At 74.3% G+C, this 21,494-nt stretch carries 21 protein-coding genes and 1 riboswitch; of the genes, 9 read left to right on the top strand and 12 right to left on the bottom strand.

Annotation, left to right across the window (positions count from 1 at the left end; translation table 11 throughout):
- Nucleotides 1–16: 16 nt before the first annotated feature.
- Nucleotides 17–130, top strand: a riboswitch (TPP riboswitch).
- From thiO to ABWI04_RS31895, 6 genes are all read left to right on the top strand, one after another.
- On the top strand, nucleotides 120–1,247 hold the full coding sequence (thiO, locus tag ABWI04_RS31920; RefSeq protein WP_353834749.1) for a glycine oxidase ThiO: 1,128 nt from the start codon (nucleotides 120–122) through the stop codon (nucleotides 1,245–1,247). Its footprint overlaps the riboswitch before it by 11 nt.
- A complete protein-coding gene (gene thiS / locus ABWI04_RS31915; protein WP_345185930.1) occupies nucleotides 1,244–1,444 on the top strand; it encodes a sulfur carrier protein ThiS in 201 nt (66 codons plus the stop codon). Before thiO ends, thiS begins: the two co-directional genes overlap by 4 nt.
- Nucleotides 1,441–2,223 (top strand): thiazole synthase, encoded by a 783-nt coding sequence (locus ABWI04_RS31910; RefSeq protein WP_502913192.1) that lies wholly within the window; start codon nucleotides 1,441–1,443, stop codon nucleotides 2,221–2,223. The genes thiS and ABWI04_RS31910 overlap by 4 nt, the downstream gene beginning before the upstream one ends.
- 135 nt (nucleotides 2,224–2,358) lie before the next feature.
- Entirely contained in the window at nucleotides 2,359–3,333 is a 975-nt protein-coding gene (locus ABWI04_RS31905) for a DMT family transporter (protein WP_353834747.1), read from the top strand.
- Between the two features lie 33 nt (nucleotides 3,334–3,366).
- Complete coding sequence (gene pknB, locus ABWI04_RS31900) at nucleotides 3,367–5,289, top strand: Stk1 family PASTA domain-containing Ser/Thr kinase (protein ID WP_345185920.1); 1,923 nt, start codon at nucleotides 3,367–3,369, stop codon at nucleotides 5,287–5,289.
- A 20-nt stretch (nucleotides 5,290–5,309) separates the two neighbouring features.
- Entirely contained in the window at nucleotides 5,310–6,161 is an 852-nt protein-coding gene (locus ABWI04_RS31895) for a deoxyribonuclease IV (RefSeq protein ID WP_353834746.1), read from the top strand.
- Nucleotides 6,162–6,886: 725 nt separating this feature from the next.
- Here ABWI04_RS31895 and ABWI04_RS31890 read toward each other — a convergent pair.
- From ABWI04_RS31890 to ABWI04_RS31870, 5 genes are all read right to left on the bottom strand, one after another.
- On the bottom strand, nucleotides 6,887–8,590 hold the full coding sequence (locus ABWI04_RS31890; RefSeq protein WP_345185914.1) for a sodium:solute symporter family transporter: 1,704 nt from the start codon (nucleotides 8,588–8,590) through the stop codon (nucleotides 6,887–6,889).
- On the bottom strand, nucleotides 8,587–9,048 hold the full coding sequence (locus tag ABWI04_RS31885; RefSeq protein WP_353834745.1) for a hypothetical protein: 462 nt from the start codon (nucleotides 9,046–9,048) through the stop codon (nucleotides 8,587–8,589). The genes ABWI04_RS31890 and ABWI04_RS31885 overlap by 4 nt, the downstream gene beginning before the upstream one ends.
- Nucleotides 9,038–9,835, bottom strand: coding sequence for a LytR/AlgR family response regulator transcription factor (locus ABWI04_RS31880; RefSeq protein WP_345185909.1), 798 nt, complete (start codon nucleotides 9,833–9,835; stop codon nucleotides 9,038–9,040). Before ABWI04_RS31880 ends, ABWI04_RS31885 begins: the two co-directional genes overlap by 11 nt.
- 77 nt (nucleotides 9,836–9,912) lie before the next feature.
- Nucleotides 9,913–11,247 carry a histidine kinase gene (locus ABWI04_RS31875; RefSeq protein ID WP_353834744.1) on the bottom strand — a complete coding sequence of 445 codons (1,335 nt, stop codon included), beginning with the start codon at nucleotides 11,245–11,247 and terminating at the stop codon, nucleotides 9,913–9,915.
- Nucleotides 11,248–11,371: 124 nt separating this feature from the next.
- Complete coding sequence (locus tag ABWI04_RS31870; protein WP_353834743.1) at nucleotides 11,372–11,995, bottom strand: sulfite oxidase-like oxidoreductase; 624 nt, start codon at nucleotides 11,993–11,995, stop codon at nucleotides 11,372–11,374.
- A 257-nt stretch (nucleotides 11,996–12,252) separates the two neighbouring features.
- Between ABWI04_RS31870 and aroF the strand changes: the two genes are divergently transcribed.
- The 3 genes from aroF to ABWI04_RS31855 all read left to right on the top strand — a co-directional run bounded on the left by aroF (nucleotide 12,253) and on the right by ABWI04_RS31855 (nucleotide 15,458).
- Nucleotides 12,253–13,299 carry a 3-deoxy-7-phosphoheptulonate synthase gene (gene aroF / locus ABWI04_RS31865; protein WP_353834754.1) on the top strand — a complete coding sequence of 349 codons (1,047 nt, stop codon included), beginning with the start codon at nucleotides 12,253–12,255 and terminating at the stop codon, nucleotides 13,297–13,299.
- Nucleotides 13,300–13,525: 226 nt separating this feature from the next.
- Nucleotides 13,526–14,515 carry a DMT family transporter gene (locus ABWI04_RS31860; RefSeq protein WP_345185899.1) on the top strand — a complete coding sequence of 330 codons (990 nt, stop codon included), beginning with the start codon at nucleotides 13,526–13,528 and terminating at the stop codon, nucleotides 14,513–14,515.
- Nucleotides 14,516–14,555: 40 nt separating this feature from the next.
- Nucleotides 14,556–15,458 carry a DUF5954 family protein gene (locus ABWI04_RS31855; RefSeq protein ID WP_345185896.1) on the top strand — a complete coding sequence of 301 codons (903 nt, stop codon included), beginning with the start codon at nucleotides 14,556–14,558 and terminating at the stop codon, nucleotides 15,456–15,458.
- 29 nt (nucleotides 15,459–15,487) lie between these two features.
- Here ABWI04_RS31855 and thiI read toward each other — a convergent pair whose 3' ends face one another.
- The 7 genes from thiI to ABWI04_RS31820 form a co-directional block, all read right to left on the bottom strand.
- Entirely contained in the window at nucleotides 15,488–16,732 is a 1,245-nt protein-coding gene (gene thiI, locus ABWI04_RS31850; RefSeq protein WP_345185894.1) for a tRNA uracil 4-sulfurtransferase ThiI, read from the bottom strand.
- A gap of 104 nt (nucleotides 16,733–16,836) precedes the next feature.
- Nucleotides 16,837–17,862, bottom strand: a complete 1,026-nt coding sequence (locus tag ABWI04_RS31845) for a 6-phosphofructokinase (RefSeq protein ID WP_345185891.1) — start codon at nucleotides 17,860–17,862, stop codon at nucleotides 16,837–16,839.
- A gap of 167 nt (nucleotides 17,863–18,029) precedes the next feature.
- Entirely contained in the window at nucleotides 18,030–18,539 is a 510-nt protein-coding gene (locus tag ABWI04_RS31840) for an SCO6045 C-terminal-like domain-containing protein (RefSeq protein WP_353834742.1), read from the bottom strand.
- Entirely contained in the window at nucleotides 18,536–19,345 is an 810-nt protein-coding gene (locus ABWI04_RS31835; protein ID WP_353834741.1) for an MbnB/TglH/ChrH family RiPP precursor modification enzyme, read from the bottom strand. The genes ABWI04_RS31840 and ABWI04_RS31835 overlap by 4 nt, the downstream gene beginning before the upstream one ends.
- A gap of 1 nt (nucleotide 19,346) precedes the next feature.
- Nucleotides 19,347–20,333, bottom strand: coding sequence for a TIGR04222 domain-containing membrane protein (locus ABWI04_RS31830; RefSeq protein ID WP_353834740.1), 987 nt, complete (start codon nucleotides 20,331–20,333; stop codon nucleotides 19,347–19,349).
- Between the two features lie 69 nt (nucleotides 20,334–20,402).
- On the bottom strand, nucleotides 20,403–21,041 hold the full coding sequence (locus ABWI04_RS31825; protein ID WP_353834753.1) for a response regulator: 639 nt from the start codon (nucleotides 21,039–21,041) through the stop codon (nucleotides 20,403–20,405).
- Between the two features lie 35 nt (nucleotides 21,042–21,076).
- Nucleotides 21,077–21,494 (bottom strand): sensor histidine kinase (locus tag ABWI04_RS31820; RefSeq protein ID WP_353834739.1); only part of this gene is annotated, 418 nt, incomplete at its 5' end.

The raw sequence follows: 21,494 nt of genomic DNA, 5'->3' as shown, positions 1-21,494 counted from the left end.
AACGGCACAGCAGAACAGCACAGAGCGCGGGAGTCCGGTGCGACCGGGCTGAGAGGGCGGCTGAACGGGCCGCCGACCGCCACGACCTGATCCGGATCATGCCGGCGAAGGGAGCGCGCATGCAGATCGTCATCATCGGCGCCGGGGTGATCGGCCTCGCCACCGCCTGGCGCACCGCCGCCGGCGGCGCCGCCGTCACCCTCGTCGACCCCGCGCCCGCCTCCGGGGCCTCCTCCGTGGCGGCGGGCATGCTCACCCCGGTCAGCGAGCTGAGCTACGGCGAGGAGCCGCTGCTGCGGCTCGGCCTCGCCTCCCGCGACCGGTACGGCGCGTTCGTCGCCGAGCTGGAGGAGCTGACCGGCCTGGAGACCGGCTACCGCACCGACGGGATCGTCGAGGTCGCGTTCGACTCCGACGACCTGCGGCACCTGGACGACCTGCGCCGGTTCCAGGAGAGCCTGGGCATCGCCGCCGAGGCGCTCACCGGCCGCGAGTGCCGGCGGCTGGAGCCGATGCTCGCGCCCGGCGTGCGCGGCGGCCTGCTCGCCCCCGAGGACGGCTCGGTCGACCCCCGCAGGCTCGCCCCGGCGCTGCTGGCGGCGTGCGAGCGGCTGGGCGTCCGGCTCGTCCGGCGGCGGGCCGAACGGGTCGTCGTCGAGAGCGACGCCGCCGCCGGCGTGGGGCTGGACGACGGCACCGTGATCCCCGCGGACCGGGTGCTGCTGGCCGCCGGGCCGTGGTCGGGCGACCTCGGCGGCCTGCCTCCCGGGACCGTTCCACCCGTCCGCCCGGTCAAGGGCCAGGTGCTCCGGCTGCGCACCCGCGCGCCGTTCCTGCGGCGGCCGACCCGCGGCCTCGTCCGGGGATCGTCGGTCTACCTGGTGCCGCGCGCCGACGGAGAGATCGTCGTCGGCGCCACGCAGGAGGAGCTGGGCTTCGACACGCGGGTCACCGCCGGCGGGCTGTGGGAGCTGCTGCGCGACGCCCGCGAGCTGCTCCCCGGCATCACCGAGCTGGAGTTCGCGGAGGTCACCGCCGGGCTGCGGCCCGGCTCGCCCGACAACGCGCCCGTGATGGGGCCGACCGCGCTGCCCGGCCTGCTGGTGGGCACCGGGCACTTCCGCAACGGCATCCTGCTCACGCCCGTGAGCGCCGACATCCTGTCCGCGATGCTGCTGGACGGGCCCGTCCCCGAGGTCGCCGGGCCGTTCGCCCCCGACCGCTTCTCCCCCGAGGTGAGCGCATGAAGGTGATCGTCAACGGTGAGCCGCGCGAGCTGCCCGACGGCGCGAGCGTGGCCGAGGTCGTCGCGTCCGTCACCGCGGCCGCGACGGGCGTGGCCGCGGCGCTGAACGACGAGGTCGTCCGGCGCGCGGAGTGGGCGGCCACGCCCCTGCGGGACGCCGACCGCGTCGAAGTGCTGACCGCCGTCCAGGGAGGATGAGGATGAAGGACACCGACGGGCTGGTCATCGCGGGCGAGGAGCTGGGCTCGCGGCTGATCATGGGGACGGGCGGGGCGCCGAGCATGGCGGTGCTGCGCGAGGCGCTGACCGCGTCCGGGACGGAGCTCACCACGGTCGCGATGCGCAGGGTGGACCCGTCCGCGCGCGGCTCGGTGCTGGACGTGCTGACCGAGTGCGGCATCCGGGTGCTGCCCAACACGGCGGGCTGCTTCACCGCGGGCGAGGCCGTCCTGACGGCCAAGCTCGCCCGGGAGGCGCTCGGGACGAACTGGGTCAAGCTGGAGGTGATCGCCGACGAGCGCACGCTGCTGCCCGACCCGATCGAACTGGTCGAGGCCGCCGAGCAACTCGTCGACGACGGCTTCGTCGTCCTGCCCTACACCAGCGACGACCCGGTCCTCGCGCACCGTCTGGAGCAGATCGGCTGCGCGGCCGTGATGCCGCTCGGCTCGCCGATCGGGTCGGGGCTCGGCATCCGCAACCCGCACAACATCGAGCTGATCGTGGAGCGCGCGACCGTCCCGGTGATCCTGGACGCGGGGCTCGGCACGGCGTCGGACGCGGCCCTGGCCATGGAGCTCGGCTGCGACGCCGTGCTCCTCGCGACGGCCGTCACCCGTGCGCAGTCCCCGGCGCGGATGGCCGCCGCGATGCGGCACGCGGTCGAGGGCGGGCGGCTCGCGCGGCTCGCCGGGCGCATCCCCAAGCGCCGCTACGCCCAGGCGTCCTCCCCGTTCGACGGGCTCGCGACTTCGTAGCGGAGCTAAAGCCACACATGTAGAAATACTCGCTGGACCTGCACATTCGCGCGCCACCAGACTGGACACACCGGGGCGCAACCGCACACATCGCTTCGGTGTCGATGGAAGCGTCCCCTCCCTAAGGTGCGTGACATGCAGCAGAACAGCGGTGCACGCGCGAACAAGCTCGCGGTGGCGGCGGCGACGGTCACGGTGGTCTTCTGGGCCTCGGCCTTCGTCGCCATCCGCAGCGCGGGCGACGAGTACAGCCCCGGCGCCCTCGCCCTCGGCCGCCTCCTGTCCGGGACGGTCGTGCTGGGAGTGATCTGGCTCGTCCGGCGCGAGGGCCTGCCGCCCAAGGCCGCCTGGCCCGGCATCGTCACCGCCGGCCTCCTGTGGTTCGGCGCCTACATGGTCGTCCTGAACTGGGGCGAGCAGCTGGTGGACGCCGGCACCGCCGCCCTCGTCGTCAACATCGGGCCGATCCTCATCGCGCTCCTCGGCGGCTGGCTGCTGAAGGAGGGCCTGTCGTCCCGGCTGCTGCTCGGCATGGCCGTGTCGTTCACCGGCGCCGCCGTCGTCGGGCTGTCGATGTCCGGCGACGGCCGCGCGTCCGTCGGCGGGGTGCTGCTCTGCCTGGCCGCCGCCGTCACCTACGCGGCGGGCGTCGTCGCCCAGAAGCCCGCGCTGAGGCACGCGTCGGCGCTGCAGTTCACCACGTTCGCCTGCGCGATCGGCGCGCTCGCCTGCCTGCCGTTCTCCGGGCAGCTCGTCTCGCAGGCCGCGCACGCCCCCGCGGGCGCCACCCTCAACATGGTCTACCTGGGCGTCTTCCCGACCGCGGTCGCCTTCACGACCTGGGGATACGCCCTCGCCCGCACGACCGCCGGGAAGATGGGCGCCACCACCTACGCCGCGCCCGCCCTGGTGGTGCTGATGTCGTGGCTGTTCCTCGACGAGGTCCCCGGCCCGGTCACCCTCGGCGGCGGCCTGCTGTGCCTCGCCGGCGTGGCCGTCTCCCGCAGCACGCGGTCGCTGCGCCGCCGCGTCCCGCCCGTCACACCGGAACCGGGCGCCCCGGGGGCGTCACCCTCCGGGCTCATCGATGCTCATACTCGCGACGGATGAGATCCACGCGGATTCGCCCGTAAACTCGCACCGATGGACGCGACGGTTGCTGATCCACTCGTCGGGCGGGTGCTCGACGGGCGGTACCGCATTGAGTCCCGTATCGCGCGCGGCGGAATGGCCACGGTCTACCTCGCGCGCGACCTCAGGCTCGACCGGGTCATCGCGATCAAGGTGATGCACGCCGGACTCGCCTCGGACGAGGACTTCGTCGCCCGCTTCATCGGCGAGGCCAAGGCCGCCGCGGCGCTGTCCCACCCGAACGTCGTCGCCGTCTACGACCAGCGCACCGACGGCGAGCACGTCTTCCTGGTGATGGAGTACGTCGCCGGCCGCACCCTGCGCGACGCGCTGAACTCCCTCGGGAGGCTCGGCCCCCGCGCCGCCCTGGAGATCATGCAGCCGGTGCTGGCCGCGCTCGGCGCCGCGCACCGGGCCGGGCTCGTGCACCGCGACGTCAAGCCCGAGAACGTGCTGATCACCGAGGACGGCCAGGTCAAGGTCGCCGACTTCGGCCTCGCGCGGGCCGAGACCGCCAGCAAGATGACCAAGACCGGCATGATCATCGGAACGGTCGGCTACCTGGCGCCCGAGCAGGTGCTGTCCGGCAACGCCGACTTCCGCTCCGACGTCTACGCCGCCGGGATCATGCTGTTCGAGCTGATGACCGGGCGGCTGCCGCACCAGGGCGACACCCCCCTCGCCGTGGCCTACAAGCACGTGAACGAGACGGTGCCGCCGCCCTCCAGCGTCGTCCCCGGCATCCCCCCGCGGGTGGACGCCCTGGTCACCGACGCCACGAGCCACGACCCGGCGCGCCGCCCGCAGGACGCGAACCAGTACCTGGCCGAGGTCGCCGAGGTGTTCGGCGGCCTCCCCCGCGATTTCGACCGCCGCGTCGAGGAGGCGTCCCGCAACGCGACGAGCGTCCTGGAGGCCCCGCCCGCCCACGGCCGCACCGCCGTCATGGACGCCGAGACCCTGGCCCCCCGGCACGACGTCCGCCCCACGAGGACCGACCGCGCCCTCGGCGCGCTGACCGGCCGCTACGTCCTGATCGCCATCGGCCTGGTCGCGGCGGTCATCCTCGGCTGGGCCGTGTGGTACCAGACGTCCGGCCAGTACGAGCACGTCCCCTCCTCGATCATCGGGATGAAGGTCGCCGAGGCCCGCGACCAGCTGGAGTCCGACGGCATGGACGTGCGCACCGCCAAGGCGGTCTACAGCGACCGCGTCCACAAGGGCGGCGTCGCCAAGTCCGACCCGCCCGCCGGGGCCCGCGTCGCCAAGGGCCAGACGGTCACCCTCACCCCGTCCCGGGGCATCACGCCCCGCGAGGTCCCCGACGTCGGAGGCAAGTCCCTCGCCGACGCCAAGAAGACCCTGGAGGACAAGGGCTTCACCGTCGGCCGGACGAGCAGCACCCCCTCGCAGACCGTCTCCAAGGGCGACGTCATCAGCACCGACCCGGACGCCGGCGAGAAGCAGTCCCCCGACGTGCCCGTCTCCATCGTCGTCTCCACGGGCATGTCGATGCCCGGCCTCCTCGGCCAGAACGGCGACTCCGCCGCCAACCAGCTGCGCTCCATGGGCCTGGACGTCACCGTCCAGAAGAAGCAGGTGAACGGCAAGGACCCCGACACGGTGGTCAGCCAGGACCCGTCCGAGGGCACCGGCGTCTCCCGCGGCGACAAGGTCACCATCGTCGTCAACAAGCGCGACTGCATCGTCGACGCGGGCCCGTTCCAGTTCGGCTGCGACGACGGCGACGGCAACCAGAACGTCCCCGTCCCCGACCTGACCGGCCGCCGGGTCAACGAGGCCAAGAAGGCGCTGGAGGACTCCGGCTTCCAGGTCAACGTGACGGGCTTCGGCGGCAACGTCGTCCGCTTCCAGTCGCCCAGCAGCGGCGAGGCCCCGCGCGGCTCCACCGTCACGATCGTCCGGGGCCCCTGACCGGCTAGTCTGAACGGGCCATGACCTCACCCATCAGCCCCGTCGGGGCCCACGTTCCCGTGTCCGGCGGCCTCGCCACCGGCGGCCTGAAGTACGCCGCCGAGATCGGCGCCGAGGCGGTCCAGGTCTTCGTCTCCAACCCTCGCGGCTGGGCCCTCCCCGAGGGCAAGCCCGCCGAGGACGCCAGGCTCCGGGACGAGGGCATCCCCGTCTACGTCCACACCCCGTACCTGGTCAACCTCGGCTCCCCCACCCCGGAGACGCTCGAGAAGTCGCTCGCGGCCGTCCGCCACTCCCTGACCCGGGGCCACGCCATCGGCGCCCGCGGCGTCGTGGTCCACACCGGCTCCGCCGTCACCCGGACCTACGACGAAGCCATGGCCCAGGTCCGAGAGCACGTCCTCCCGCTCCTCGACGAGATCCCCGAGGACGGCCCCGACCTCCTTCTGGAGCCCATGGCGGGCCAGAACAACATGCTCTGCGCCAAGGTCCAGGAACTGGCCCCGTTCTTCGAGCGCCTCGACCACCACCCGAAGCTCGGCGTCTGCTTCGACACCTGCCACGCCTTCGCCGCCGGCCACGACCTGGCGGCCCCGGGCGGCGCCAAGGACACCCTCGACGCCCTGGTCGCCGCAGTGGGCGAGGGCCGCCTGAAGCTGGTCCACGCCAACGACTCCAAGGACGCCTGCGCCTCGGCCAAGGACCGCCACGAGAACATCGGCGCCGGCCGGATAGGCGAGTCCCCCTTCGCCGACCTCTTCCGCCACCCCGCCACGGCCGGCGTCCCCTTCATCATCGAGACCCCAGGCCGAGCCCCCGCCCCCCACGCAGAAGACATCAAAACCCTGAAGCGCCTAAGAGACGCCCCCTGACGTCACGCCCTCCGTCGCCATAAGGGCCCACGGACGCTGGCGCTGGCGCTGGGCCGCGATCGCGTCCGAAGGACGTTTCGAGCCTGCAAGAAACTGACACGTAGCGAGCCGCCAGGCGAGCCCTTCAAGCCGACCCGCACCCGCTACTGCGACAACCTCAGCCACCACAGCAACCCCGCGACAACCTGACGGTCGCGATCGCGTCCGAAGGCAGATTCAAGCGAAGCAAGAATCTGATCGCGCAGCGAGCCGCCAGGCGAGCCGGAGCGATGCCAGCGATCGCAAGCTTTTATCGACGATGGAGGGCCGCCAGGCCCGAAGGAGGAGAAAAAAGCAATAAAAAACGACTCGGGCGTCGCTGAACAACCCCCCGACTGTTCAGCGACGCCCGAGCCACAGGTCGCGGGATCCCACCCCCCCGGTACGGGATCCTGCGACTCACGATCCGGCGTGTGTCGCCGGATCTCCGGATTTGCTCTTGTGGGAGGGTTCGCGGCCGGGGGCCGCCCGCCCCTCCTCGGGCGGTGTGACGTGTGGTGCCACTGAGAACATTAGAGGGGGTTCGCCACCTGTGGACAGCGGGACGACGCGCCTCTCGATGAACGGTGTGTAGTCATAGTTGTACGGAGCGTAGTCGTCGGATGAGCGGTCCGTGGAGCGGGACGAGCGGTCCGGGGCGGGGGCGCGGCGGGCCGCGCGGCGCCGTAAGCGGTTCATAACGGGGCTCAACGGGCGAACACGTCCTCGGGGAGGTGCAGTTTCGTCAGGGCGCGGTCGGCGCGGCGGGGGACGCGGCGGCGGGTCAGGAGCGAGACCGCGACCATGACGGCGAACGCGGCGGGGGCGATGAGGGCCGCGGGTTCGGCCACGGCGGCGGCGGGCCAGCCCGTCAGGGGGAGCTCGTACAGGTGCAGGACGCCGGAGGCGACGGCGAGGCCGGTGCCGACGATGAGGCCGGCGGCGGCGCCGGCCGCGGTCAGGCCGCGCCACCAGATGGCGAGCAGCAGGAGCGGGCACAGGGAGCACGCCGAGACGCAGAGGGCCAGGGCGACGAGGCCGGCGGCGCTCTGCGTGCCGATCCTCGGGAGCAGGGCGAGCGGGACGAGGAGCGCGAACACGGTGGCGATGCGGAAGGACGCGACGCCGCTACGGCGGGCGCACTGCGTGACCGTGCCGGCGATGGTGACGACGAGGCCGCAGGAGGTGGAGATGAACGCGGCGAAGGCGCCGAGGGTGATGAGACCGGTGAGGAGCGCGCCGGCCGGTCCGGGGATGCGCTGGGGCAGCAGCAGGACGGTGGCGTCGGTGTCGCCGGTCATCAGCAGTTCGGGCGCGTAGAGGCGTCCCATGGACGCGTAGACGGTCGGGAAGACGTAGAAGAGCGCGAGGAGCACGGGGACCAGGGCGGCGGTTCGGCGGGCGGTGCTTCCGCTCGGGTTGGTGTAGAAGCGGATGAGGACGTGGGGCAGCCCCATGGTGCCGAGCAGGATGCCCAGGAGCGCCGAGTACGTGCGGTAGAAGCCGTGCTCCTCTCCGCGGCCGAAGGGCGTGGCCCAGGTCTCGCCGCTCTGGACGGGCAGGCGTTCGGCATGGGGCACCGGCGCCCCGGCCGGGAAGACCACCTCGGCGGCGGGGCCCATGGTGTGCCGGCCCGCGGCGAGGGTCATCGCCCCGCCGCCGTGGCGGACGCCGTCCACGGGTCCCCGGGCGGTGACGAGGACGGCGGCGGGCGCGGTGACCGCGACCTCGGTGCTCACGTGGACCCGGGTGGTGTGCGCGAACCGCGCGGGCCCGCCGCCGACGGGGTCGGGGCGGCCGTCCATCTGCCACATGACCAGCAGCGCCGCGGCGGGCACGGCGAAGGCGACCAGTTTCACCCAGAACTGGAGGCTCTGGACGGCGGTGATGCTGCACATCCCCCCGGAGGCGACGAGCAGCAGGGTGACCGCGACCACGACGGCCCAGCCCGCCCACACCGGGGCGCCGGTCATCACGCGCAGGGTCACGCCGGCGCCCTGGAACTGCGGCAGCAGGTAGAACCAGCCGATGAAGCAGACGCAGCAGGTGACGATGCGCCGCACGGCCGGGGAGCCGAGCCGCCACTCGGCGAAGTCGGAGACGGTGTAGGCGCCGGAGCGGCGCAGCGGGGCGGTGACGAACGCCAGGAGCAGGACGTGCCCGGCGGTCGCCGCGACCGGCAGCCACAGCATGTCGGCGCCGTAGGCGAGCACCAGCCCGGCGGTGCCGAGGAACGCGGCGGCGGAGAGGTACTCGCCGCTGATCGCCGAGGCGTTCCGCCAGGGGGTGACGCCCCGGGAGGCGACCAGGAGGTCGGAGGCGGTGCAGGCGGAGCGGCGGTCGCAGGCGCCGAACGCGGCGGTCGCCACCAGCAGCGCCAGAAGCGCCGCCGCCACCGCCACGGCGGTCATCGTCTCTCCGCCGGTCTCGTGAGGTCGCGTTCGGCGCGCTCGGCGCGGCCGAGCTGGCGGAACGACGCGGCGACCCAGATCGGCTGGATGCCGAAGGCCAGGACGAGCCAGGGCAGCGGGACGCCGTGCACGCGGGCCCGCGCCACCGCCGGGACGATCGCCATCAGCGCCGGGAGCGCCGTCACCACGGTCATGACGAGCGCGCCGGTGCCGAGGGCGGTGCGCAGCTGGGCGCGGATGAGCCGGCGGGCCTCGGCGGGTCCGATCGGGGGACCGCAGACGAGCGGGGACGGGTCGGTATCGGGCGGGTCGGGATCGGCCGGGCCCGGCGCGGGCGCCGCGGCCTCGGCGGTCTGGGCGGCGCCCGGCGTCGCACCGCCCGGCAGTGCACCGCTCGGCAGCGCACGGGAGCGGACGGCCGCCGCGCCCGCCGTCGTGTCGCGGCGTTCATCGGTCATCGCGGGCCTCCCCCGGGTCTCCGGCGCCCTCGTCCGGCTGGTGGAACTTGCGGACGAGCAGGTCCCGGACCTCGCGGGTGTGGCGGCGGCTGACCTGCAGCAGCTCGTCCCCGATCTGGACGGCGGCACGGCCGCCGTCGAAGCGCAGCTCGGTGATGTGCGCGGCCGCGACGAGGGTGCTGCGGTGGATCCGGATGAACCCCGCGCCCTCCCACCGCTTGGAGAGCGCCGACAGCGGCATGCGGACCAGGTAGCCGCCGTCGGCGGTGTGCAGCCGCACGTAGTCGCCCTTCGCCTCGACGTGGGTCACGGCCCGGCGGGACACCAGCCGCGTCCGCCCGCCGAGCTCGACGGGGATCATCTCGTCGTCGGGGTCGGGGGAGGTCTCCCCTGCGGGCGGCGACGGCCGGCGCGCGGCCGCCGCCACGCGCCGGACGGACTCGGCCAGCCGCTCCGGCCGGACGGGCTTCAGCAGGTAGTCGAGCGCGCCGAGCTCGTAGGCGGTCACGGCGCAGTCGTCGTGCGCGGTCACGAACACCACGTGCGGGGGCGCGGCGAACCCGGTCAGCAGCCGGGTGAAGTCGAGCCCGTCGAGGCCCGGCATGCGGATGTCGAGGAACACGGCGTCGAGGCGCTCGCCCTCGACGAGCATCCGGCTCAGGTCGCGGAGCGCGGCCGAGGCGTCCGCGGCCCCGGTGACCCGCCCGATCCGCGGGTCCTTGCTGAGCAGGTAGGTCAGCTCCTCCAGGGCCGGGCGTTCATCGTCGACGGCGAGGACGTGCAGCATGAGGGCGACTTTGCCGCGATTACCGTCTGTCCGCAATCGGTTCCGAAAAGTGAGTGGCGTGTCGCCCGGATCGCCCCTCAGTCGGGAAAGACGCCCGGACGGTACTTCGGGACGCGCAATTTGACCTTGGTTCCGGCGCCGAGCGCTGTCTCGACGGTGAGGCCGTACTCGTCCCCGTAGACCTGGCGCATGCGCGCGTCGACGTTCGCGAGGCCGATGCCGGGACCGCTCTCCGGCCGGTCGTGGGTGGCGACGCTCCCCCAGCCGGTGGGCCCGGGCCGGCCGAGGGGCGCCGAGAGGATCTCTTCGAGCCGCTCGGGGTCCATGCCGATCCCGTCGTCCTCGACGCTGATCGCGGCCTCGGCGCCCGAGTCGCGGGCCACGATGGAGATGTGGAACGCGCGGCGGCCCCCGGCCATGCCGTGCCGGACGGCGTTCTCGACGAGCGGCTGGAGCGCGAGGAACGGGACGGCGACCGGCAGCACCTCGGGCGCGACCTCGACGTTGCACTGGAGCCGCTCGCCGAATCTGGCGCGCTCCAGAAGCAGGTAGCGGTCGATCGAGCGCAGCTCGTCGGCGAGCGTGGTGAAGTCGCGCGGGTTGCGGAACGAGTAGCGGGCGAAGTCGGCGAAGTCCAGCAGCAGGCCGCGGGCCCGCTCGGGGTCGGTGCGGACGAACGAGGCGATCGTGGTCAGCGAGTTGTAGACGAAGTGCGGCGAGATCTGCGCGCGCAGCGCGCGCAGCTCGGCCTCGGCGAGGCGGACGCGGACCGAGTCGAGCCCGGCCAGTTCGAGCTGCCCGGTGACGAGCCGGGCCGCCTCCCCCACCGCGCGGACCCGCGCGGTGGACGGGCTCGGCCAGTACGCGCTCAGCGTGCCCTCGACGCGGCCCTCGACGGCGAGGGGGGCGATCATCGCCACCTGGACGCCGCACTGGGGGTCGCCGCAGGCGAGCGGCTCCGGCGTGACGACCCGGGGCCTGCCGGAGGTCAGGACGGGCAGCGCGTGCGCGACGGCCTCGCCCGCGTGGGCGCCGCGGCCCGCGCCCTCCCAGGCCAGCAGCCGCGGCGCGGCGGAGGCGTCGTCACCGGGGCCGTCGGGGTCCTTGGGGGCGTCGGGGGCGTCGGCGCCGTCCGGGTCGCCGGGCGGGCGCACCGCGACGATCGCGACCGCCTCGGCGCCGAGCAGCGAGCGCAGCAGCCGGGTCGCCCTGCGCGCCGCGTCGCCGGTGAGCCCGGCCCGCAGCGGGGGCGCGGCGTGCGCGATCAGGTGCAGGGCGGCGAGGGCGGCCGCCTCCGCCGGATCGGCGTGCCCGCGCCGCGGCAGGAGGCACCACCGGCGCGGCGCCCAGACCCCGCTGGCCCCGGCTGCCGCGGCGTACACCACGACATCTGTGACGGACGGTAGGTCCATGGAAACTTACGGTAATGGCTATCATCGCCGCGGGTGCGCCTGTTGCCGATTTACCGAGGTCTCGAATGGGACACGTTCGGCCGACCGGAAGTCCCGCACCGGCGGACCAATCGCGCGGGTCCGATCACAGCGGGGGCGACTCGCCCTCGTCCTCCTGGTACGAGTAGCGCTGCTCCCGCCACGGGTCGGCGACGTTGTGGTACCCGCGCTCCTCCCAGAAGCCCCGGCGGTCCTTCACCAGGTACTCCACGCCCCGGACCCATTTCACGCTCTTCCACGCGTACAGGTGCGGGATGACGATGCGGACGGGGAAGCCGTGGTCCGGGGTGAGGCGCTCGCCGTCGCGGTGGGTGGCGAACATCGTCCCGTCGGCGAGGAAGTCGCTCATCCGGATGTTGGCGCTGTAGCCGTACTCGGCCCAGACCATGACGTGCGTGACGTCCGGCGCGGGCGGCGCCAGCTCGATGATCGCCGTGCCGGGGACGCCCCGCCACTCGTTGTCCGGGATGGTGAACTTGGTGACGCAGTGGAAGTCGGCGACCGAGGCGGCCTTCGGCAGCGCGTCGAACTCGTCCCAGGTCCAGCGGTGCTGCTCCCCCGACTCGGTGGCGCCGAAGACCCGGAAATCCCAGTCCTTGGGACGGAACTTCGGGACGGGGCCGTAGTGCAGGACGGGCCAGCCCCGGGGGACGTACTGCCCGGGCGGCAGTTCGCCCGGCTGCGGCGCGGGCTGTTCGGGGTGGGTCATGACGCGGCCATCCTGCCATCCGGAGTGAGCTGAGCCATATCCGGGGTCCGCGGGGGGCCGCGGGTCCCGACATCGGCTACGCTTTCCCCGTGCGCAACGTCGTGTATTTCTTTTGGCCCGACCAGCCCGGACGGCTGGTCTGCCAGACGCTGCGCTGACAGACCACGAAGGCGAAAGCCCCGGGCCGGCCGGCCCGGGGCTTTCGTCGTTCCGGGGACCGGCCGGCCTCCCGGGGCATGAACGAGAGGCAGCAACCCATGGTCGTCGTCATGGCCCCGGAGGCCAGCGAAGCGGACGTCAGAGCCGTCGTCTCACTGGTCGAGACGGCAGGAGGCGACGCCTTCGTCAGCCGCGGAGTGGAGCGGACCATCGTCGGGCTGGTGGGCGACGTCCAGCAGTTCGGCTCGCTGAACCTGCGCGCGATGCGCGGCGTCAGCGACGTCATCCGCATCTCGGCGCCCTACAAGCTGGTGAGCCGTGAGAACCACGCCGAGCGGACGGTCGTCCGGGTCGGCGGGGTGCCGATCGGCCCCGGCACCATGACGCTGATCGCCGGCCCGTGCGCGGTGGAGACCCCCGAGCAGACCCTCGGCGCGGCGCAGATGGCGCAGGCCGCGGGCGCGACGCTGCTGCGCGGCGGCGCGTTCAAGCCGCGCACGTCGCCGTACGCGTTCCAGGGCCTCGGCGAGGCCGGGCTGCGCATCCTCGCGGACGTGCGCGAGGAGACCGGCATGCCGATCGTCACCGAGGTCGTGGACGCCGCCGACGTCGAGCTCGTCGCCTCCTACGCCGACATGCTGCAGATCGGCACCCGCAACGCGCAGAACTTCGCGCTCCTGCAGGCCGCCGGCGAGTCGGGCAAGCCGGTCATGCTGAAGCGCGGCATGAACGGGACGATCGAGGAGTGGCTGATGGCCGCCGAGTACGTCGCGCAGCGCGGCAACCTCGACATCGTGCTCTGCGAGCGGGGCATCCGCACGTTCGAGCGGGCGACCCGCAACACCCTCGACATCTCCGCGGTGCCGGTGGCGCAGCGCCTCTCCCACCTGCCGGTCATCGTGGACCCGTCGCACTCGGGCGGCAGCCGCGACCTGGTCCTGCCGCTGACCCGCGCGGCGATCGCGATCGGCGCCGACGGTGTGATCATCGACGTGCACCCGCACCCGGAGACCGCCCTGTGCGACGGCCCGCAGGCCCTGGTCGACGGCGACCTGCGCGAGCTCGCCAAGCTCGTCCGCGACCTGCCCCCGATCGTCGGCCGCTCCCTCACCAGGAGCGAGGACCCCGACGCCGTGCCCGCCTGATCCGCCCGCCCCGCCCGGCCGTCCGGCGGGGACGCCGAGCGGGTATCGTCCTGAACCATGGCTTACTGGGCACCTGATTGCGGACCGCCGCGCTCCTGACGGGGCGCGGCGACCGCATTCCTGCTGATCACGACACGGCCCGGCGCGACCACGCGCCCCGGCCGCGCCGTCCTGCGCCCCGAATCCGGATCCTCCCTTCCGATTCGAGCCCAGGAGCCCTTCTCCCGTGTCACAGAACACCTCTCTTCGGCGCGCGTCCGAAAAGCCCTCTCGGTCCAGTGCCCGGCGCGGCGGCGCCGACGTCCTGCTCGCGGCGTCCCTGTGGGGGACGACCGGCACCGTCCGCACGTTCGCGGACGGCGCGTCCCCGTACTCGGTCGCCGCGATCCGCATCATCATCGGCGGGCTCGTCCTGCTGGCCCTCGCCGCGTGCACGCGCCGCGGCGCGGGGCTGCGCCGCCTGCTGACGGACCGCCGCAACCTGCCGCTCGTGGCCCTCGGAGCGGCCGCCGTCACCGTCTACCAGACGGCGTTCTTCGTCGCCGCCGGGCGCACGGGCGTCGCGGTCGGCACCGTCGTCACGATCGGCAGCGCGCCGGTGTTCGCCGGCGTGATCGGGCTGCTGGCGCGCGGCGCCGCGCCCACCGGACGGTGGGCGCTCGCCACGGCGGGGGCCGTCGCGGGCTGCGCGCTGCTCGTCGGCGGCGGCCGGGACGCGGGCGCGGAGCCGCTCGGCATCGGGCTGGCCCTGCTGTCCGGGCTGTCGTACGCGGTGTACGCGACGGTGGCGTCCGTCCTCATCACCCGGGGCGAGGAGGACCGGGCCGTCGCCGCGGCGCTGTTCGGCGCGGCGGCCCTTCCGCTGGTCCCCGTGCTGCTCGCCGGGCCGACGGGCTGGCTGCTCACCGGGAGCGGCGCGCTCATCGCGCTCTACCTCGGCGTGATCACCACGGGCGGCGGCTACCTGCTGTTCGCCCGGGGCCTGCGCACCACGCCGGCGACGACGGCGACGACGCTGACGCTCGCGGAGCCGGCGGTGGCGGCGGCGCTCGGCACGGTGCTGCTGGGCGAGCGGCTCGGCGGCCCGGCGCTCGGCGGCCTCGCGCTGCTGGCGGCGAGCCTGGTGGTCCTCGTGGCGCCCGTCCGCCGGCGCGGCTCCGGCGACGGCGCACGGGGCCGCGGGGAAGGCGCACAGGGCGGTAACGAATTGGTCTGAACCATTGGCCGGGCACGGCGCGGCGAGGATGATGACCGGCATGACGACGGGAGATGGTGACGCCGGGGGGCGGCTCTTCCCGGAGAACCTGGACGGCGTCGATCCGGTCGCCGCCGTGCTGCTGGCGGACGCGCGCCGCGCCCTGGCCGCCTACCCGGAGCTCGTGGCCCTCGGCGCCGTGTTCACCGCCGCCGAGCGGGTTCCGGGCGGCTGGCAGGTCGTGTGCCCGTTCGACCCGCTGCCGCAGGGCGCGCGCGAGATCCTCGCCGACCACCTGGAGGACCGCGCCGCGGCGGACTACGGAGCCCGGGCGCGCGACCTGGCGGCCGCGGCCCGGACGCTGCGGCGCGAGCCGGCCGACGAGGTGACCGCGGGCGGGCGGCGGTTCCGCATCGCGCGGATCGAGCAGCTGGCCCGCACCGGGCCGGACGGGCCCGAGCCGCCCCGCCCGACCGACCTGGATCCGCTGCCGTCGTGCGGCCGCGTCCCGCCCGTCCGGCCGCACGAGCTGCTGCCCGACGACGGCCCGGCGTCCGACCTCGCGACCGCCGAGCTGCTGTGCCAGGTGCTGGACGCCGCGGCGGCCAGGGGGAACGAGCCGTCCGGCGCGTTCCTCACCCCGGTCGCGCTGGCGCCCGCGTTCACGGTCGCCGAGCGCGGCGAGCGGCGCTGGCGGCCCGTGGGGCGCCTGTACGACGCGCCGCAGCAGGCCCGCGACTCGCTGGCCACCTACTTCAGGCACGTGGTGCCCGCGGTGGAGAGCCCCGCCGAGGACGACGTCGCCCGGTTCGCCGAGGCCGCGGAGCTGCTGGAGGACGACAGCCGCCGCAACGGCATCGCCGTCGCGGGCCGCCGCTTCCGCATCGTCCGCATCGAGCGGATCACCCTGATGGGCCCGGACGGGCCCGAGCCGCCCCGCCCGACGGACTTCGACGCCCGCTAGCCGCGGGCCTCGGACGCCGGGCGGGCGGGTCAGACGGCCGGGTCGCCGTAGGCGGGCCGGTGCTCCTGGACGGACGCGGCGAGCTGGTCGGCGAGCTCGCCGACGTCGAGGCGCTTCTCGATCTGCCGCAGGTCGTCGATCTTGGCCCGGGTCTCGGCGCGGCGGGGCGCGAGCAGGGTGCAGCAGTCCTCGTCGGGCAGCTCGGAGATCGTCAGGGTGCGGATGCGGCGCGCCTGGTCCATGATCTCGACCTTGTCCATGCCGACGAGGGGCCGCAGGATGGGCAGCTCGACGGCGTCGTCCAGCGCGGTGATGTTGGCGAGGGTCTGGCTGGACACCTGCCCGAGCGCGTCGCCGGTGATCAGCGCGGAGCCGCGCAGCCGCCGGGCGAGGACCTCCCCGGTGCGCAGCATCAGCCGCCGCTGCGCGATCACCGCGAGCCGGTCGGCGCCGGACGACTTGATCTGCTGCTGCGCCTTGCCGAACGGCACGACGAACAGCCGGGACCCGGTCTGGAACTTGTCCAGCTCGCGGACCAGCGCGTACGCCTTGTAGATCGACTCGGGGCCGGTGAACGGCATCCCGGAGAAGTGCAGGTAGTCGACGCGCAGGCCGCGGCGCATCATCCGGTACGCGGCGACGGGCGAGTCGATGCCGCCCGACATCAGCACGAGGCCGCGGCCGCTCATCCCGACGGGCAGGCCGCCCTGCCCGGCGAGGCCGCCGGAGTAGACGAACACCTCGTCGCGGTCGACCTCGATCGACAGGGTGTGGTCGGGGTTCTTGAGCCGGACGGGCTGGCCGTAGCGGGCGGTGACGAGCGTGCCGATGTGCCGGTCGAGCTCGGTGGAGGTCATCGGGAACCGCTTGTCGCGGCGCCGGGACCGGACGGCGAACGTGCCGGTCCGCCCGTCCATGAGCTCCAGGGCGGCGCGCTCGACGCTGGCGAGGTCCTTGCCGACCCGCCAGGCGCGGTGCGCCCAGACGATGCCCATGACGTCGGTGATCCGCTGCGCGACCCGCTCCATGGTGGCCAGGTCGGCATCGTGTTTGCGGACGATGAAGACGCCGTGCCGGCGGACGACGTCCACCCGGGCGATCGGCCGGACGGCGGTGCGCACGTTGTCGGCGAGGCGGCGCTCGAACTGCTCGCGGTTCTTGCCCTTGAGGACGATCTCGCCCAGTTTGAGCAGCACGCACGGCTCACCGTCGACCGGCGACTGCTCCCGGACGTCCGCCGCCGCGGTGCCGGGCGCGGTGTCGAGCGTGGTCATGCGTGATCCTCCTGGCGGGAACAGGGTAAAGAGGGGACCTCCAGTGTGGCCCAGAGAGGCCAACACCGCGACCCGCATTCCCTGTTCCCGCCCGGGCGGGACGATCAGCCGAAGAAGACCTCGGCCTCGGAGTAGCGCTCCAGCGGGACGGTCTTGAGCTCCTTCGTCGCCTCGTCGAGGCCGACGCGGATGATGTCGGTGCCCTGGAGGGCGACCATCTTGCCGTAGTCGCCGTCCTTGACGGCGTCGATCGCCTGGAGGCCGAAGCGGGTGGCGAGGACGCGGTCGAACGCGGTGGGGGTGCCGCCGCGCTGGATGTGCCCGAGCACGGTGGCGCGGGCCTCCTTGCCGGTGCGCTTCTCGATCTCGTCGGCGAGGGCCTGCCCGATGCCGCCGAGCCGGACGTGCCCGAACGCGTCCCGCTCACCGGTCTGCAGCTGCATCTGCCCGTCGATGGGGTGCGCGCCCTCCGACACCACGATGATCGGGGCGTAGCGGGTCTTGAACCGGCTCTCCACGTACTGGCAGACCTTCTCGATGTCGAAGGGCCGCTCGGGGATGAGGATGACGTTGGCGCCGGCGGCCATGCCGACGTGCAGCGCGATCCAGCCCGCGTGCCGGCCCATGACCTCGCAGATCAGCGCGCGGTGGTGGCTCTCGGCGGTGGTGTGCAGCCGGTCGACGGCCTCCATGCCGATGTTCACCGCGGTGTCGAACCCGAAGGTGTAGTCGGTCGCGTTCAGGTCGTTGTCGATCGTCTTCGGGACGCCGACGACGTTGACCCCGTTGGCGTACAGCTCGCGCGCGACGCCGAGGGTGTCCTCGCCGCCGATGGCGATCAGCGCGTCCACGCCGAGGCCCGCGAGGTTGTCCTTGATCCGCTCGACGCCGCCCTCGACCTTGACCGGGTTGGTCCGCGACGAGCCGAGGATCGTCCCGCCGCGCGGCAGGATCCCGCGCACGGCCTGGACGTCGAGGGCCACGGTGTCGCCTTCGAGGGGCCCGCGCCAGCCGGCCCGGAACCCGACGAACTCGTAGCCGTAGACCTGGACGCCCTTGCGGACGACCGCGCGGATCACCGCGTTCAGGCCGGGGCAGTCTCCGCCTCCGGTCAGCACTCCGACGCGCATGCCGTCACCTTCTCCCGCCACCGGGCTCCTCCCTCGGTCCACGTTCTCAGCCTAGTCGTCGCACGCGGCGGCGCAGGCCTCCGCCGGATGCCCCGGCGCGCCGCCAATGGTCTAGACCATAGCCCGTGCCAGGGCCCCGCGGCACTTCGTTCGCGGCGACGGCGCCCTCAGCCGGACGGGTCCCGGCCGAAGACGCGGACCCGGCCGCGGAAGGCCGCCGCCACTCCCCCGGTCACGCGCCGCGCCGCGACCCCGCGCGGGCGCGGCGGGGCCTGCCCGTCATAGGACCACCGCACCTCCGCCAGCGCGAGTTCCCGCGCCGCGTCGCCCGCGAGACGGTCCCGGTTCGCGCGCGCGAAGTCCCAGCCGTCCCGGAAGGAGCCGCGCGTCGGGCGCTCGGCGGCCCACGCCGCGAAGACCGCCTTCCAGGACGTCCCGTACGAGGCGGACAGGGCCGGCCATGCGCGGGCGACCTCGCCCGCCCGCTTCAGCAGGATCCCGTGCGCGGCGGCCCGCACCGCGTCGGCGTCGAACCCCTCCGGCATCGGCCCGCCCGCCGTCATGGCCCGGACGAGCGCCTCCTGCGCCGCCGCCAGCCCGGCGTCGGATCCGCTCATGTCGGATCCGCTCATGTCGGATCCGCTCATGTCGGATCCGCTCATGTCGGATCCGCTCATGTGACGGGCTCCAGTCCGGAGGCGGCGGCGACGGCGTCGAGCTCGGCGCGCAGCTCCGCGGCGGGCGGGTAGCGGCCGTCGCGCTCCAGCAAGAGGCCGGGCGGGCGGCGCCGCGCGCACAGCTCCGCGACCAGCTCCAGCACCTCGGCGGGAACGGCGGCGGCGTGCGTGTCGTGGTACCGCCCGCCCTCCTCCGAGCCGCCCGCGACGTGGCAGTAGGCGACGCGGTCCAGCGGGAGGCGGTCGAGGAGGTCCGCGGGGTCCTCGCCGCGGTTGCGCGCGTTGGCGTACACGTTGGCGACGTCCAGCAGCAGGAGTGCGCCGGTGCGCTCCAGCAGCTCGGTGAGGAAGTCGGCCTCGGAGTACTCGGCGTCCGGCCAGTCGAAGAGGGCGGCGATGGGCTCGACGGCCAGCGGGACGGGCAGCTCCGCCTGCGTCCGGCGGATGTTGGCGGTCAGCGCGTCCAGCGCGGCCCGGGTGCGCGGCACCGGCAGCAGGTGCCCGGCCTCGACGCCGCCCGCGCGGACGAACGCGACGTGCTCGCTCGCCAGCGGCGCGCCGAGCGCCTCGGCGCAGGCGGCCAGGTGCGCGACGCGCTCGGCGGCCACGGGCTCGGCGCCGCCCAGCGACAGCCGCACCCCGTGCGGGACGATCGCCGCGCCGCGGTCGCGCAGCGCGAGCAGCTCCGGGGCGGGCTCCGCCGGATGCACCGACTCGGCGATCACCTCGGTGAAGCGCAGCCCCGGCAGCGCGCCGACGAACCCGGCGATCTCGGGACGCCAGCCGATCCCCACGCCCAGCCGCATCTCAGCCCCCTCCACCGCAGCCGCCGCCCCCTCCGCACCCGCCGCCCCCTCCGCACCCGCTCCCGCCGCCGCAGCCGCTCCCGCCCCCGCACGAGCCGCCGCCTCCGCAGGCGGAGGACGAGCACACCAAGGCGGTCGAGGAGCAGGAGGAGCCCGAGTGGCCGCCGGAGGCGGCCGCGACCCCGGCCATCTCCAGGTACCGGCCGAGCCCCACGGTCTGGGCGAACACCGGGTCGAGCGCCAGGAGCGCGGCCGTGCCGAACAGCGCCACGCCCATGAGCGCGTCGGGCGCCGGCAGCCCGGCGTAGGACGGCTCGTTCGCCGGGTCCAGGGCGGAACGGGACTCCTTGATCCGCTCGACGGCCAGCTCGCCCTCCCGCGTCCGCTCGGCGCCCGAGGCGAGGCCGAGGGCTCCGAAGCCGAGACCGATCAGCGCGGCGATCGGCACGAGCTTCGCCGGGAACCCGCCGAAGGCGTCGGTCATGACGAAGGCGACGAAGCCCAGCATCATCCACCCGAACATGACCGCCTGGAGGTTGCGCAGCCGGCGGCGCCCGGCCGGCGCGAGCACCATCCCCTGCGCGGCGAGCCCGTCGCGGAGCCGGTCGAGCTCCGCGCGCACGCCCGGCTCGGCGGTGAGCTCGGCGAGCGTTCCGGCCCGCAGGTGCGCGACCGCCCCGAAGACCGCCGCGTCCAGCGGCGTCCCGGCCGCGCGCGGCCCCGCGGCTGACGGCTCGGTGGCCAGCAGCCTGCCGTCGGCGTAGGCGTCGACCGCGCCGTCCAGCCGCAGCGCCGTGAGCGAGGCGGCGATCGCGTGGCGCCCTCCGCCCCGCAGGTAGGCGACCTCGTAGGGATGCAGATCGCGCGCCGGAGGCCTGCCCCGCCGCATCACGGCGCGCAACTTCCGCAGGACCGCCAGCAGCACGAGCCCGACCAGGAGGTGGGCCGCGAGGAACCCCAGCGCGGGCCCCAGGATCTCGTCCGTCATGACGCGCTCCCGTCGCTCTTCGCCTTCTGGCGTTGAGACGCAGGCGCCGCCGCGGCGGTTCGCCCCGCGCTACTCCTCCTCGTCGAGGCCCTTCTCGATGGCGTAGCGGACGAGTTCGACGCGGTTGTGGAGCTGGAGCTTGCCGAGGGTGTTCTGCACGTGGTTCTGCACCGTCCGGTGGGACAGGACGAGGCGCTGCGCGATCTGCTTGTAGGTCAGCCCCTTCGCGACGAGGCGCAGCACCTCGGTCTCGCGGTCGGTCAGCCGCGGCGCGTCGTCGTCCTCGCGTGCCGGGGCGGCGGCGAGGCGGCGGTACTCGCCGAGGACGAGCCCGGCGAGCCCCGGGGTGAAGACGGCGTCGCCCTCGCCCGTCCGCCGGACGGCGTCCAGGAACTCCTCGCGGGCGGCGGACTTGAGCAGGTAGCCGGTCGCGCCCGCCTTCACCGCCTCCAGGACGTCCTGCTGCTCGCCGCTGGCCGACAGCACCAGCACGCGGACGGGCGGGTCGGCGGCGGCGAGGCGCCGGGTCACCTCGACCCCGCTGAGGTCGGGCAGCTGGAGGTCGACCACCGCCACCTGCGGGCGGGCGGCGGCGGCGATGCGGACGGCGGCGCGGCCCTCCCCGGCGGTCGCGACCACGTCGTGCCCGGCCTCGCCGAGGTCGCGGGCCACCGCCTCGCGCCACATCGGATGGTCGTCCACGACCATGACCCGCAGAGGCCGGAGGGGAACGTCGCTCACGGTCACACCCTAGCCCGCGGCACGGTCATCTCGACCTCGGTCCCGTCGCCCTCCGCGGAGACGATCGACACGGTGCCGCCGAGGTCGGCGATGCGGCCGCGGATGGACTGGGCGACGCCGAGCCGCCCGTCCGCCGCGGCCCGGTCCAGCCGCCCGGGAGGCATGCCGGGGCCGTCGTCGCGGACGCTGACGGTCACCTCGCCCTCGCCGTCCTCCAGCAGGACCCACGCGCGGGCCCCCTCGCCGCAGTGCCGCCGGACGTTGTCGAGCGCCGCCGCCACCGCCGCCCCGACCTCCCCGGCGGCGTGGGCGGGCAGCCGCACCTCCGTGGCGGGCGTCGACACCGTCACGGAGGTGGAGGCCTCGTCCACCTCGATCTGGATGTGCGAGGTCTCCCAGGCTGTCTTGATCACAGCCAGC

Source organism: Actinomadura sp. NPDC000929, from assembly GCF_040492065.1.
GTDB classification, from domain to species: Bacteria; Actinomycetota; Actinomycetes; order Streptosporangiales; family Streptosporangiaceae; genus Spirillospora; species Spirillospora verrucosospora.
Note: the sequence above shows the minus strand (reverse complement) of the source record. Positions and strands in the feature narration are given on the sequence as shown.

What these genes read in the sequence shown, in the direction of transcription:
- thiO (WP_353834749.1), top strand. Translation starts at nt 120, where the DNA reads ATGCAGATCGTCATCATCGGCGCCGGGGTGATCGGCCTCGCCACCGCC.
- thiS (WP_345185930.1), top strand. Translation starts at nt 1,244, where the DNA reads ATGAAGGTGATCGTCAACGGTGAGCCGCGCGAGCTGCCCGACGGCGCG.
- ABWI04_RS31910 (WP_502913192.1), top strand. Translation starts at nt 1,441, where the DNA reads ATGAGGATGAAGGACACCGACGGGCTGGTCATCGCGGGCGAGGAGCTG.
- ABWI04_RS31905 (WP_353834747.1), top strand. Translation starts at nt 2,359, where the DNA reads ATGCAGCAGAACAGCGGTGCACGCGCGAACAAGCTCGCGGTGGCGGCG.
- pknB (WP_345185920.1), top strand. Translation starts at nt 3,367, where the DNA reads ATGGACGCGACGGTTGCTGATCCACTCGTCGGGCGGGTGCTCGACGGG.
- ABWI04_RS31895 (WP_353834746.1), top strand. Translation starts at nt 5,310, where the DNA reads ATGACCTCACCCATCAGCCCCGTCGGGGCCCACGTTCCCGTGTCCGGC.
- ABWI04_RS31890 (WP_345185914.1), bottom strand. Translation starts at nt 8,590, where the DNA reads ATGACCGCCGTGGCGGTGGCGGCGGCGCTTCTGGCGCTGCTGGTGGCG.
- ABWI04_RS31885 (WP_353834745.1), bottom strand. Translation starts at nt 9,048, where the DNA reads ATGACCGATGAACGCCGCGACACGACGGCGGGCGCGGCGGCCGTCCGC.
- ABWI04_RS31880 (WP_345185909.1), bottom strand. Translation starts at nt 9,835, where the DNA reads ATGCTGCACGTCCTCGCCGTCGACGATGAACGCCCGGCCCTGGAGGAG.
- ABWI04_RS31875 (WP_353834744.1), bottom strand. Translation starts at nt 11,247, where the DNA reads ATGGACCTACCGTCCGTCACAGATGTCGTGGTGTACGCCGCGGCAGCC.
- ABWI04_RS31870 (WP_353834743.1), bottom strand. Translation starts at nt 11,995, where the DNA reads ATGACCCACCCCGAACAGCCCGCGCCGCAGCCGGGCGAACTGCCGCCC.
- aroF (WP_353834754.1), top strand. Translation starts at nt 12,253, where the DNA reads ATGGTCGTCGTCATGGCCCCGGAGGCCAGCGAAGCGGACGTCAGAGCC.
- ABWI04_RS31855 (WP_345185896.1), top strand. Translation starts at nt 14,556, where the DNA reads ATGACGACGGGAGATGGTGACGCCGGGGGGCGGCTCTTCCCGGAGAAC.
- thiI (WP_345185894.1), bottom strand. Translation starts at nt 16,732, where the DNA reads ATGACCACGCTCGACACCGCGCCCGGCACCGCGGCGGCGGACGTCCGG.
- ABWI04_RS31845 (WP_345185891.1), bottom strand. Translation starts at nt 17,862, where the DNA reads ATGCGCGTCGGAGTGCTGACCGGAGGCGGAGACTGCCCCGGCCTGAAC.
- ABWI04_RS31840 (WP_353834742.1), bottom strand. Translation starts at nt 18,539, where the DNA reads ATGAGCGGATCCGACATGAGCGGATCCGACATGAGCGGATCCGACATG.
- ABWI04_RS31835 (WP_353834741.1), bottom strand. Translation starts at nt 19,345, where the DNA reads ATGCGGCTGGGCGTGGGGATCGGCTGGCGTCCCGAGATCGCCGGGTTC.
- ABWI04_RS31830 (WP_353834740.1), bottom strand. Translation starts at nt 20,333, where the DNA reads ATGACGGACGAGATCCTGGGGCCCGCGCTGGGGTTCCTCGCGGCCCAC.
- ABWI04_RS31825 (WP_353834753.1), bottom strand. Translation starts at nt 21,041, where the DNA reads ATGGTCGTGGACGACCATCCGATGTGGCGCGAGGCGGTGGCCCGCGAC.